The organism is Mucilaginibacter sp. KACC 22773, assembly GCF_028736215.1.
Taxonomy (GTDB): domain Bacteria; phylum Bacteroidota; class Bacteroidia; order Sphingobacteriales; family Sphingobacteriaceae; genus Mucilaginibacter.
Genome location: NZ_CP117883.1, coordinates 5,594,712 through 5,607,987, shown reverse-complemented (window position 1 = coordinate 5,607,987; position 13,276 = coordinate 5,594,712). Strand labels below are relative to the sequence as shown.

At 42.2% G+C, this 13,276-nt stretch carries 12 protein-coding genes; 10 read left to right on the top strand and 2 right to left on the bottom strand.

The window, feature by feature from the left end:
- Nucleotides 1-42: 42 nt before the first annotated feature.
- From PQ469_RS23145 to PQ469_RS23110, 8 genes are all read left to right on the top strand, one after another.
- A complete protein-coding gene (locus PQ469_RS23145; protein WP_274209778.1) occupies nt 43-690 on the top strand; it encodes a DedA family protein in 648 nt (215 codons plus the stop codon).
- 21 nt (nt 691-711) lie between these two features.
- Nucleotides 712-1,257 (top strand): inorganic diphosphatase, encoded by a 546-nt coding sequence (locus tag PQ469_RS23140; RefSeq protein WP_274209777.1) that lies wholly within the window; start codon nt 712-714, stop codon nt 1,255-1,257.
- A gap of 7 nt (nt 1,258-1,264) precedes the next feature.
- Nucleotides 1,265-2,605 carry a hemolysin family protein gene (locus tag PQ469_RS23135; RefSeq protein ID WP_274209776.1) on the top strand — a complete coding sequence of 447 codons (1,341 nt, stop codon included), beginning with the start codon at nt 1,265-1,267 and terminating at the stop codon, nt 2,603-2,605.
- A 12-nt stretch (nt 2,606-2,617) separates the two neighbouring features.
- Nucleotides 2,618-3,328, top strand: a complete 711-nt coding sequence (locus tag PQ469_RS23130) for a 16S rRNA (uracil(1498)-N(3))-methyltransferase (RefSeq protein ID WP_274209775.1) — start codon at nt 2,618-2,620, stop codon at nt 3,326-3,328.
- Between the two features lie 44 nt (nt 3,329-3,372).
- Entirely contained in the window at nt 3,373-3,987 is a 615-nt protein-coding gene (locus PQ469_RS23125) for a DUF4159 domain-containing protein (RefSeq protein ID WP_274213844.1), read from the top strand.
- Between the two features lie 133 nt (nt 3,988-4,120).
- The gene (locus PQ469_RS23120) at nt 4,121-4,618 is read left to right on the top strand and encodes an acyl-CoA carboxylase biotin carboxyl carrier protein subunit (protein WP_274209774.1); all 498 of its coding nucleotides are present in this window, start codon (nt 4,121-4,123) and stop codon (nt 4,616-4,618) included.
- Nucleotides 4,619-4,745: 127 nt separating this feature from the next.
- Nucleotides 4,746-7,805, top strand: coding sequence for a SusC/RagA family TonB-linked outer membrane protein (locus tag PQ469_RS23115; RefSeq protein WP_274209773.1), 3,060 nt, complete (start codon nt 4,746-4,748; stop codon nt 7,803-7,805).
- Between the two features lie 15 nt (nt 7,806-7,820).
- Nucleotides 7,821-9,212, top strand: coding sequence for a RagB/SusD family nutrient uptake outer membrane protein (locus PQ469_RS23110; protein ID WP_274209772.1), 1,392 nt, complete (start codon nt 7,821-7,823; stop codon nt 9,210-9,212).
- A gap of 55 nt (nt 9,213-9,267) precedes the next feature.
- Here the strand turns inward: PQ469_RS23110 and PQ469_RS23105 are convergent, their stop codons facing one another.
- Together PQ469_RS23105 and PQ469_RS23100 are read right to left on the bottom strand one after the other, a co-directional pair.
- Nucleotides 9,268-9,447 (bottom strand): hypothetical protein, encoded by a 180-nt coding sequence (locus PQ469_RS23105; RefSeq protein WP_274209771.1) that lies wholly within the window; start codon nt 9,445-9,447, stop codon nt 9,268-9,270.
- Nucleotides 9,448-9,625: 178 nt separating this feature from the next.
- Entirely contained in the window at nt 9,626-11,323 is a 1,698-nt protein-coding gene (locus PQ469_RS23100; protein WP_274209770.1) for an SUMF1/EgtB/PvdO family nonheme iron enzyme, read from the bottom strand.
- Between the two features lie 239 nt (nt 11,324-11,562).
- On the opposite strand from PQ469_RS23100, the gene porV reads away from it, so the two are divergent.
- Together porV and ispF are read left to right on the top strand one after the other, a co-directional pair.
- Nucleotides 11,563-12,732: a type IX secretion system outer membrane channel protein PorV gene (gene porV / locus PQ469_RS23095; protein ID WP_274209769.1), complete on the top strand. Its 1,170-nt coding sequence runs from the start codon at nt 11,563-11,565 to the stop codon at nt 12,730-12,732.
- A gap of 2 nt (nt 12,733-12,734) precedes the next feature.
- Nucleotides 12,735-13,217, top strand: coding sequence for a 2-C-methyl-D-erythritol 2,4-cyclodiphosphate synthase (ispF, locus tag PQ469_RS23090; RefSeq protein ID WP_090651812.1), 483 nt, complete (start codon nt 12,735-12,737; stop codon nt 13,215-13,217).
- Nucleotides 13,218-13,276 lie beyond the last annotated feature (59 nt).

Here is a 13,276-nt window from a genome sequence, read left to right as displayed (position 1 = left end):
CTGCAAATTGATATAATATTTGTAGTTTTACAGATATAGTGAATGGAAAGTTTTTGGGATTACCTTCAAAATTTAACGGACGCTCAATCCATCATAAGTAGGGGAGGTTTTTATTTCCTGCTTATTGTTGTTTTTGCTGAAACCGGGTTGTTTTTTGGTTTTTTTTTACCAGGAGACTATTTGCTATTTATGGCAGGCTTGTTGTGTTCTGCAGGCAAGGTTGACGTAAATATATCTACATTGGTGTTATCGCTCATTGCAGCAGGCATATTAGGAAATTTTACGGGATATTGGTTTGGTCATCGAACGGGGCCTGTATTGTTCAATAGAAACGACTCGCTGTTTTTTAAGAAGCGATATGTGATACTGGCCAGCGACTTTTATAACAAATACGGCGGTATGGCTTTGATTTTGGGCAGATTTTTCCCTATCGTTAGGACATTTGCCCCTATATTTGCAGGTGTTGTTAAAGTTGATCTTAAAAAGTTTGCTTTATACAACCTTGTTGGTTGCGTAGCATGGGTGTGCACCTTTACCTTGGGCGGTTTTTTTTTAGGAAAACGGTTCCCGCAGCTGAAGGATTACATGCAGTATGTAGTTTTAGGGCTTATAGTAATTACTACCATACCCCTTGTTGTTGCGTACGTACGGAAGAAAATTGCAGAGAATAAAGAACAGAATATTAGATAATAAATATACTACAAATACCAAATGAGTACACAACATCCATGGCACCAGGTTTCTCCTGGCGATAACATTCCCGAAATTGTTAATGCTATAATCGAAATACCTAAAGGCTCAAAAGCCAAATATGAAATTGATAAGGATTCTGGTTTATTAAAATTAGATCGCGTGTTGTTTTCATCAGTGATGTATCCTGCTAATTACGGCTTTATACCGCAAACCTATTGTGATGATAAAGACCCGTTGGATATATTGGTGCTCTGTTCAATCGATGTGTTTCCTATGTCAATAATTGAGGCAAAGGTAGTAGGGGTAATGCACATGGTTGATAATGGCGAGCAGGACGATAAAATTATCGCTGTTGCAAAAAACGATATGTCGGTTAACTATATTAACGACCTGAATGAATTGCCGCCACACGCCATGACTGAGATTGTACGTTTTTTTAAAGATTACAAAAAACTGGAAGGCAAAAACGTAACTATCGAGCATTTATTAGGTGTTCGTTATGCGCATAAAGTAATAAATGAGAGTTTGGAATTGTATAAGTCTACTTTTCCGGTAACCCAATAAATATTAGATGGACCCCGCGCATTACGAAATAAGTACTTTTTATTTAATTGCAACCGTATTCCTGGTTTTGCTCAACGGTTTTTTTGTAGCCGCCGAGTTTGCCATGGTGAGAGTACGGGGTTCACAAATTGAAATTAAAGCAAAATCGGGTAGCGGAGTTGCCAAAGTTGCCCGCGGCATACTACACAATCTTGATGGATACCTGGCTGCTACGCAGCTGGGTATTACCATTGCTTCACTGGCTCTTGGTGTCGTGGGCGAAGAGGTTGCCACCAATATTGTCATCCGGGCATTTTTAGCTGTAGGGATAACACTTTCGCCCGGTTTTATTACAGCCAGCCACATCCTTGCCTTTACCTTTATTACGGTACTGCATATTGTATTTGGCGAGCTTGCCCCCAAATCAATAGCCATTCAAAAGTCGGTACGTACAGTGCTGGCCATTTCGCTGCCGCTACGGTTTTTCTTTGTGTTTTTTAAACCCTTGATTTGGGTACTGAACGGCTTTGCCAATTTTATTTTGGGACTTTTAGGTATAAATACTTTAGAGGGAGGTGAAGCACACCACAGTTCTGAAGAATTACAATACCTGCTTGAACAGGGAAAAGAATCGGGCGCATTGGATTCAAACGAACATGAGCTGATCCAGAACGTTTTTGATTTTAACGAACGTGTAGTTAAAAATATCATGGTGCCGCGTACCAAAATTTCGGGCATCGATATCAGTTCAACCAGGCAGGAATTGCTGGATATGATCATTGATGAGGGCTATTCTCGAATGCCTGTTTATGACGACGTTATAGATAAAATTATAGGCATTGTACACGCCAAAGATATTTTGCCGCTACTGGCACGCGACGAGGAAATTGTGTTGAAAAATATAATCCGCAAGCCGTACTTTATTCCCGAAACCAAAAAGATAAATGATTTGATGGCCGAGCTTCAGCAAAAACGTATCCAGATAGCCATTGTACTGGATGAGTTTGGCGGAACCGCAGGGATGGTTACCCTGGAAGATATTGTGGAAGAGCTGGTAGGTGAGATACAGGATGAGTACGATGAGGAAAAACCAATTGTAGAAAAAGTTAACGAGCGCGAGTTTATTGTAAATGCCCTTGCGCCCATATATGACGTAAACGAACACCTACCCCATGACTTGCCCGAAGATGGCGACTTTGATACGGTAAGCGGCTGGCTGGGCGACATATTCGGTAAAATTCCGGATGTTGGCGAGCAAAAGGAATCAAATGGCTATAATATTACGGTGCTGCGCAAATCAGATCAGAATATTGAATCTGTGAAACTGGAATTGCTGATAAATGAAGAAGATGCTGTAGATTTACATTAATCTGCTTAGCCAATGCATCTTTTTTATACACCTGATATCGCCCCCTCGCACCCCCAATATTTTCTCAGTGAAGAAGAGAGCAAGCATGCTATACGTGTTTTGCGGCTGGAGGCAGGTGACGAAGTTCAACTGATTGACGGGCGTGGAGGGTTTTATAATGCGGTTATTCACGATGCACATCCTAAACGCACCATCCTCAATATCACATCCGTTACTCCGGAGTTTAACAAAAGGAACCATTTCCTGCACATAGCTGTAGCACCCACCAAAAATATCGAGCGCCTGGAATGGTTTTTAGAAAAAGCCACCGAAATTGGTATTGATGAAATATCGCTTATCATTACCCAGCGTTCTGAGCGTAAGGAAGCCAAAGTTGACAGGCTTAACAAGATTATTACCGCTGCTATCAAGCAATCGTTAAAAGCATACCATCCTGTACTAAATGATGCGGTTAAATTTAACCAGCTATTAGCTCTCCCTTTTGATGGACAAAGGTTTATTGCTCATTGTGAACCAGGCGATAAGCTCGATTTGCGTAAAGTAATAAACCCGCAGGGGCGTTATTTAATATTGATAGGACCTGAGGGTGATTTTAGCCCTGCCGAAATTGAGCTGGCTTTGGAAAGCAGCTTTAAACCGATAACTTTGGGTGAGGCCAGGTTGCGTACCGAAACCGCTGCCCTGGAGGCCTGCTTTGAGGTTAATTTTTTAAACCGGCTATGAAGAAACTTACGTATACTGCTATAGCTTTTACCGCATTTGTTGTAATGTGTGGCTTTTGTGCACCAGCATACAAAATGGCGCGGCTTAAGTACGCCGGCGGGGGCGATTGGTATGGCGACCGAACTGCTTTAACTAACCTTGCAAAATTTTGTAATGAAAACCTGAAAACTAATTTTGATACCGATGATGAGGTGGTAGAAGTAGGCAGTGCATCTATATTCAATTATCCCTTTGTTTTTATGACTGGGCATGGTAACGTGATTTTTAGCGACCAGGAAGCCCGAAACCTGCGCAAATACCTCACCGGCGGTGGCTTTTTGCATATCGACGATAATTACGGATTGGATAAATTTATCCGCCCGCAAATGAAAAAGGTTTTCCCAGAACTTGAATTTGTTGAACTGCCACTTAATCATCCCATTTATCACCAAAAATACAGCTTCCCTAATGGCTTGCCCAAAATACATGAACATGATGGTACCCGCGCACAAGGTTTTGGACTGATATACAAAGGGCGATTAGTGTGCTTTTATGACTACGAGTGCGACCTTGGCAATGGCTGGGAAGATTATGGCACCTACGCGGGCGATACCCAGGAAACCCGTATTAAGGCGCTTAAAATGGGTGCCAATATGGTGCAGTATGTTTTTACACAATAGTTATATATCCGCTGAGGGTTTAAATTGACAGTAAATTTTAATTTGCCACTGGCGGTAGTCGGGATATTTGCATAACTTTAATTTGTCATTACGTTAAAAACTACACTATCCTGCAACTCAAACCCTGCAACACATGTATAAGCTAAAAATAAATGAGAAGTATAGCTTTGAGGCGGCGAGAAACGATGGCGGCCTGCTTATTAATAATAAGGCTATCACTGCCGATATTAAACATATCGGCGAAGGCATCTATCATGTTATAGAAGGCAACCAATCTTACAATGCCGACGTAGTATCTTTTAACAGCGTCGAAAAAACTGCCCAAATTAAGATAAACAACAATATCTATACAATTACGGTAAAAGATCAGTTTGATATTTTGCTGGATAAATTGGGACTAAGTAACTTAACCGGCGCCCAGTTAAGCGAAATAAAGGCCCCTATGCCGGGTCTTGTACTCAAAGTATTTGCTGTTGAAGGCGATAAAGTTAAAAAAGGGGATAACCTTTTGGTACTCGAAGCCATGAAGATGGAAAACATTATCAAATGCCCTGCCGATGTTACTATAAAAAAAATCAGGATAAAGAGCGGGGATAAAGTAGAAAAAGGGCAAATCCTGATCGAGTTTTAAAATTCACTTATTCTTTCCGGTAATTTTTGTATTGTGTTTGTAAAAACGCAGGCAATCTTAATTGCTTTAATTGTTTTTTTGCCTTTTTGTTAATAACTTACTTTTTTTAAATTAACATTTTAACTCTATGAAGAAAAATCTACTAACAATTTTGTTGTTATTTTCCTGCATTTCATTCGTTTTTGCTCAAAACCGGATTATTACAGGTAAGGTAACAGATCAAAAGGATGGTTCGCCCTTACCTGGGGTAAGCGTGACCGTGAAAGGTGCCGCCAGTATTGGCGTTCAAACAGATGTAAGTGGAGCCTACAAACTTTCGGTACCTGCTACAGCCAAAGTTTTAGTCTTTAGATTTATCGGTTATACACCGGTAGAAATTGCAATAAGTGGTATTGCTGTTAATGCGAGCCTGGCCGTTGATGCCAAGCAGCTTAACGAAGTTGTGGTTGTTGGTTACGGTACTCAAAGCAGGGCATCGTTAACAGGCTCGGTTTCAAAAATTAAAGGCGCCGACATTGAAAATATTCCTGTACCAAGTTTAGAGTCGGCTATTCAGGGCCGTACACCGGGCGTATATATCCAGGCACAAAACGGTAAGCTGGGGCAAGGCATACAGGTGCGTATCCGTGGTGCTTCGTCTGTATCAGCAGGTAACCAGCCTTTATACGTGGTTGATGGTTTGCCTATCACTGTTGATGATTTTTCAAGCAATGGTGCGTCAACCAATCCGTTGGTCGATCTGAATCAAAATGATATCGAATCTATTGATATATTAAAAGATGCATCTGCTGCTGCTATTTACGGTTCAAGGGCGTCAAATGGTGTGGTTTTAGTTACAACCAAGAAAGGTAAGGCCGGCGATACCAAAGTAACCTACAACCAGTATTACGGCTTTAGCAAACCGACACGCGAGCGCGAGTTTTTAAATGCCGAACAGTATGTTACTTTATTAAGATTGGCTGGCGCTGCCGGAGGGTATTCAACAACTTCTGTTGAGGCGCGGTTAAAGAGGTATGCTGCCGGCAGTGACAATTATAAAACGTACGCTGTAAATACCGACTGGCAAAAAGAAATTACTCAACATGCCCCCGTGCAAAATTATAATCTTGTACTGTCAGGAGGTACCGATAAAACCAAGTTTTACATATCTGGCACCTATAATAATCAAAAAGGCTTCCTGATAGGCAATGCTATAAACCAGTACAGTTTGCGTACCAATGTTAGTAACCAGGCTAATAAATGGCTGGAAGTGGGTGCCAATTTAAGTGTATCGCGTACCAAAAATTATCGTTTATCAAATGATGATCAGTTTTCGACCCCCGAGCAAATTGTTGCATTAAGCCCGATCACGCCCGTTATCGATCCGCGTACAGGTTTAACAAGTGGCGCGCTTGATCCTACTACAGGTACACCAAACAGTAATTTTCCTATTTATTATAATCCATTATTAAATGCGCAAAACGCATATTTTAATACAATAGATTACAGGAATCTTGGAAACGTATATGCGCAGGTAAAGCTGCTCCCTTCTTTAAGTTTCCGGTCGGAAGTAGGTGTGGATATATTGAATTCAAGTGAAGATAGTTACGCAGGTAGTTTAACCTCCCGTAATTCAGGTACACCAAACGGGGTTGGCTTTAACTCGTCCGTTACATCGGTAAATTTTAACACCAATAACTTTTTACAGTTTATAAAAGACTTTGGTAAAAGTAATATCAACGCGGTAGGTGGTATGACCTATCAACGTCAACAAAACGATCTTAACTCTATCAGCGGTGACCAGTTTCCGAGTGACGCTTATAAAAAGCTAATCAGTTCCGCCGATATCACAGCCGGATCATCATCATCAACAGCGTACTCATTGCTTTCGTACTTTGCCAGGGCAAATTATAAGTTTGACGAAAAGTACCTGTTATCGGTAAGTGGCCGTATTGATGGCTCATCAAGGTTTGGGGCAAACCACCGTTATGGATTTTTCCCGGCAGGTTCTGTTGGCTGGGTTATTTCGCAGGAAGGTTTTATGAAACAGCAACAACTGGTTTCTGATTTAAAATTACGGGCGAGTTACGGTATAACAGGTAACTCAGAGATTGGAAACTTCCCGTCGCGCGGGTTATTTTCTGAATTTGGTTATGCGGGTGTTGCGGGATCAAGGCCTACCCAATTGCCAAACCCGGATTTGAAGTGGGAAACATCGGCTACAACAGATATTGGCTTAGATGTTGGGTTTTTTAACGGAAGGCTTTCCGGACAGTTTGACGTTTACTTGCGAAAAACTAAGGACCTTTTGTTAAACGTACAAGTGCCTGCAACCTCTGGTTATACAACAATTACTCAAAATTTAGGTAAGCTGCAAAACAAGGGTTTTGAAATGCAGATAGATTCTAAGAACATAGTGGGCAAAGAGGTTACCTGGTCAACCAGCTTTAACTTTTCAGTTAACCGTAATAAAATTACCGATTTGAAAGGCCAGGTTATTACCGGAAGTGGAGATGGCGTAAACCGTGCAGTTGAGGGACAACCATTGGGTGTTTTTTATACTGTTGAATTTGCGGGTGCCGATCCGGCCAATGGTGATGCACTTTATTATAAAAACACCGATTTGGGCGGTGGTAAGCGAGACCGTACAACAACCAATGATTATAATGCAGCAACTCCTGTTGTAGTTGGCGACCCTAACCCTAAATTTATTGCCGGCTTAAATAACACTGTTAGTTATAAAGGAATTGACTTTAGCTTCCTGTTGCAGGAAGTAAATGGCGATAAGATTTATAATGGTGGTGGGCAGTACATGTCGGTTGGTTTTAATAACGGTGCCGACAATCAAACTCTTGATCAGCTTCAATCATGGAAAAAGCCGGGCGATATTACAATGGTTCCTGAGGCCCGCTTATTTGGCGGCAATGGCGTATCGCCAAGTTCGAGGTACTTAAGTGATGGATCATACCTTCGTTTGAAAAATATTGTATTAGGTTATAATTTCCCCAAAAGTATACTTGAAAAAATTAAACTACGTAGTTTGAGGATTTACGCGCAAGCTACAAACTTAGCCACCTGGACCAAGTACAAAGGTTGGGACCCTGAGCTGAATTCGGACGCGTTTTCTGGCAATATTACCCAGAACTATGATTTTTATGCAGCGCCGCAGGCTAAAACAATAACATTTGGTATTAACGTGGGATTTTAATTTAAGCTGAAGAAGATGAAAAAAATAAAATATTCAATTATAGCATTGAGTACATTAGCAATGCTGTATAACTCTGGCTGTCAAAAGCAGTTAGATATTAAACCGCAAAATTCAGTCGAAGCTGACCAGGCTCTCAAAACATCAAAAGATGTGGAAGGGGTGCTTATCGGAGCATATACCGCAGCCGGTTTAAGAGGGCTATATGGCGGGCGGTTGCAAGCAACTACTGATTTTTTGGCCGATGACGGAGATTTCTCTTATTTCGGGACATTTTCTGACTACACCGAACTCAACGATAAAAAGATTACGATTAACAACTTTTTTGTTGAAGGGGCATGGGACAGTGGTTACAACACCATTGGAGTATGTAATACAGTTTTAGCCAATCTAAACCTGGTTATTTCAACAGATAAAGCAGGTGTTGAAGGAGAAGCCAGGTTTTTACGCGGGATGACTTATTTTGATTTGGCCCGGGCTTTCGGCAGAGCGTGGAATGATGGCAGTCCGACAACTAACCTTGCTGTGCCTCTTGTTTTAACACCAACCACGACTATAGCCGGCATTCAAAAAGTAAAAAGAAATACAGTTGCCGAAATATATGCACAGGCCATTGCAGATTTGAAGATTGCTGAAGCTAATCTCCCAAATAAATCAACTTATGCAAGCTCGGCGGCTGCTTCGGCTGTTTTGGCACGTATTTACCTCACCCAGGAAAATTATGCCCAGGCAGAGGTTGAGGCATCTAAAATAATAGATGGGGGTGCGTACAGCCTCATTGAACACTTTGCCGACGAGTTTCAACATCCGGATCAGGCTACACGCGTATTTAATACCGCCGAGGATATTTTTGCTATTCAAATCTCAAATCAATCGGGTTTTAATGCATTGAATGAGGTTTACGCAAGTTCTGATTACGCTGGCCGTGGCGAAACTTATATCAATCAACAACACTTTGACCGGTACGAAGCAGGCGACGACAGGGCCAATGAGTTTACCGATGATCCCTTCACAACCAAGTTTAATAACGCATTCGGTAACGTTGTAACTATTCGTCTGGCCGAGATTTATCTTATCCGCGCCGAAGCCAGGATCAAGAAAGCCGTTCCCGATCTTGTTGGTGCAGCTGCTGATATAAATAAGGTTAGAAACAGGGCCGGTTTAGCTAATACTGCAGCTGTAAGTGCTACTGCTTTGTTTAATGCTGTGAAGCAGGAGCGCCGGGTCGAGCTTCCTTTTGAGGGCTTTAGGTTAGGCGATTTGAAACGTTACAAAGAAACTACCCGATCGGTAGATGGTGACGGTAACACTGTAGAGACATTCGATTGGGACTCTCCGAAATTGGTATTCCCTATACCAAAACGTGAAATAGATGCCAATTCTAATTTGGTACAAAACCCAGGTTATTAGTAAGCACTACACTATATAGAATGAAATCCCGGTAGCTGATGTTGCCGGGATTTTTTTACCTCATGGGAGGCCAATCTAACCCGATTAAATAGAACATACCAGATGTCTGGATATAAGGCTCATCAACGCCAATGCCAAATGCCATGGGGTTTGTGGCATCGGCTGTTAACAATTGCATTACGGCATTTGTAGGGAATATGATATGGCTGTTTCCAGGCAGTGATAGCCTTGACAAGACTATATAAAATAATTTATGGCGCTTTGATGGCTTGATAGTTGCAACTGATACAGAGGATCAACGGAGTCCGGATCTTATTTCTGAGCTGCGAACGGTGCGGGCACTTTAATCCACCACAACAAACAAGGCCATTCAAATTGAACGGCCTTGATACTTAAGTTTAAAATTGGGTATTTTATTTAGCCTTAAATGGCTTTGCTTTTTTAACCGGGTAGTGTGGCTTGCCGTTAGGATAAACTTCCGGGGCTCCTACTAAGGTCATTGCGCAGCGGAAACCGACCTCGGCACTTGATTCTTCCTCGTCCATAAAGCGGCGGGTTGCCGGGTTCATCCAATAGGCAAGGTCATTCCATGAGCCACCTTTATAAACTTTCGAATGATCGTTTACCAATGTTGTGTTACCGTATAAGGCTGTATTTACCGTATCCTTTTCGCCCCTGAAATCAGGATTGTATTTTTTGCCGGAATCTTTAACCAATGAGCTAACAGTAGCATTAGGAGCTGCCGCATTTGGCTGTGCCCCCGGAGTTGCCGGCGCGCCGTTGGCAGGTGTACCCTGTGCCGGTGCACTGTTAACAGTATTCGGGTCCTGGCCTTGTTGTAATGCCAGGTAATCGGCATACTTCATTTTTTTGTTTGATTTGGCAGGATCTTTAATAGGCTTGCCATATTTATCTTTGGCGTATAAGCCTTTAGATGGGTCGACCAGGCGTTTGTTGGTATATTGGTTACCGCGGAAAGGGTTAAAATCTTCAAATTCCTCAAAAGATGTTTGGCGGTAGGTGTCCTGCACCCACTCGTTTACGTTGCCCGACATTTGGTAAAGACCAAAATCATTTGGAGGATAGGTACGCACAGGTGCGGTTATATCGGCTTTATCATTCAAATAACCACCCACACCCATGTTGTCGCCGGCACCCCTTTTAAAGTTGGCTAAAATTAAGCCACGGGTTTTGCTCTTTGCCGAACGAACCCCCATGCCATTCCATGAGTACATTTTACCATCATCAATATTTTCAAATTGGGTGTTGCCTGCCAGTGCCAAAGCCGCGTACTCCCACTCGGCTTCTGATGGTAAACGATAAGCCTGTTTCAATATACCATCTTCCATACGCACGGGCCTTACTGGTTTAGCATTTTTGCCAGTACCTGCGGCAGCGTTAGGGCTTAAGTTAGGCATCATTTTTTTACCGTCTATTCCGGCACCTTTCATTTGGCCATTCAGGTATATATCGGTATTAAAAGGCTGCGATGCTCCCGTCGCTGCTGTAGCGCCGCCGTTTTTGCCTTTTGCGTTTTGATCTTTCCAAGTTACCATACGCCCGGTTTCACGCAAAATGTTTTCGTTGGTACGGTCGGTACGCCATGCACAATAATCTTGTGCCTGGTCCCAGCTAACACCTACCACCGGGTAATCCTGAAACGCGGGATGGCGCAGGTAGTTATCAACGTAAGGATCGTTATATGATAATGGTTTACGCCAAACCAATGTATCTGGTAAGGCATTGTAATACAATTCACGGTCTTGAGGGAAAGTAATGCTTAACCAATGCAGGTAGTCAAGCCAATCCTGGTTGGCAACTTCTGTTTCGTCCATATAGAATGACGGTACAGTTACTCTGCGGCGTACATTGTTATAATCATAAGTAACGTCCTGATCGGCGCTGCCACCCATTACAAAGGTACCACCTTCAATAGGTACCAGGCCCGGGCCTGGCGCGGGATGTGTTTGCCTGTAACGCTCATAGCCACCATTATTTTTGTTATTATAAACTAAACCGGTTTTTTGCGATACCGATGGTTTACTACAGCTGCTTACCATTGCACATACAGCCGCAAGGGCTAAAGCAGTTTTAGTAAAAAGTATTTTCATAATTTTACAATTATATTAATGACGTAAATTTAGAAAAAAATGAGTATAATGCTAACGCTAATGCATCTTCTTCTAAATAAATCAAACAATTATTGATGCTTTTAACGGAAATGGTGCAACGTTGGTTGCAATGTTTTGTTTTTTTTAGTCGTTTGCAACCAAATGTCTTCACAAAAAAATCCGATATAAATTATGAGCGGATATTTATCAATTTAAATAATAAAGCTAAATTGCACCCAATGAAGTTTTTTACATTTCGGAATATAACCTTCTTATCATTGTATTTACTGCCATTTACGGTTGTGGGGCAAACAAGTACTGACGGAAGCGCATACAGGGGATCGCGCGTTGAAGTACCGTTTTTAAACATTACCCCCGATTCACGTTCGGGTGCGATGGGCGAGGCGGGGGTTGCTATTTCGCCGGATGTTAACGCTAATTTCTGGAATCCCTCGAAGCTTGCTTTTGTTGAAAGTAATGATGCACTTTCGTTGTCATATTCTCCGTGGTTAAGGCACCTGGTGCCCGACATTAGTTTGTCGTACCTAAGCTATGCCCATAAAATTGACGATCGTAACACACTCGGTGCTTCGTTGCGCTATTTTAATTATGGCTCATTGCAGCTTAATGACGACCAATCCAATAACCAGGGTACTTACACGCCAAATGAGTTTTCGCTCGATGTTAGTTTTGCGCGTAAGTTTGGCGAGAATTTTTCATTGGGGTTAACCGCTCGTTACATTCATTCAAGCATTTCCAGTGTGTCGTTTGCCACTGCGGGATCAACCCAAACAGGCAGGGCCGGCAATGCTTTTGCTGCGGACGTATCGATGTTTTATAAATCGACCTATGGCGATGATAACCTGTTTGCTTTTGGTGCCAACATATCCAACATTGGCACAAAAATTAGCTATACTACCAATGGGCCTAAATATTTTTTACCTGCCAATTTAAAGTTAGGCGCGGCCAACACCTGGAACCTTGACGAAAATAACCAGATAACGGTTGCCTTTGACATAAACAAGCTGCTAACACCTACTCCTCCTATAAAAGATGCCAACGGCACAATTATAAGTGGCAAAAATGATGATGTATCGGTACCATCGGGTATTTTTCAGTCATTTGGGGATGCCCCTGGTGGTTTTAGCGAGGAGATGAAGGAAATAAGCCTGTCGCCCGGCGCCGAGTACTGGTACAACAACCAGTTTGCCATAAGGGCCGGTTATTTATATGAAAACCCAAGCAAAAGCGACAGACGTTATGTAACCCTCGGTTTTGGTGTTAAATATGATATTTTTAAGTTCGATTTCTCATACCTGGCAGCCAGCCAGCAAAATAGTCCTTTGGCCAATACCTTGCGTTTTAGTTTGTCGGCAAGTTTTGGCGGTACCTCCAATGTGTCAAAATAATAATGGGTAAAATTAAAGTAGGGTTTGGTTTTGACGTTCACCAACTGCGTGAGCAGCACCCATTTGTTTTGGGCGGGGTTAATTTAGAGCACCATTCGGGCGCTTATGGCCATTCAGATGCTGATGTACTTTTACATGCTATTTGTGATGCCTTGCTTGGCGCCGCTAATATGCGCGATATAGGTTTTCATTTCTCCAATACAGACAACCGCTGGAAAGGTATCAGCAGCCTTATTCTGCTTCAGCATGTTGTTAAATTAATAAAAGAAAAGGGCTTCAGCATTGGCAACATTGATGCCATGGTATGTTTGGAAGCACCAAAGATAAACCCCCACATCCCGGCTATGAAGGTGCATATAGCCAAAGCGGCATCTATCAGCGAAGATGATATATCTATAAAAGCTACCACTAACGAGCAATTGGGCTTTATAGGGCGTCAGGAAGGCGTTGTTGCTTATGCGGTTTGTTTGATCGAAAGAGAATAACCTAAAAGGCAAGGAATCAAGACAAAATACATTCCAGACGCGGGGTGTTTTTGCCTTGA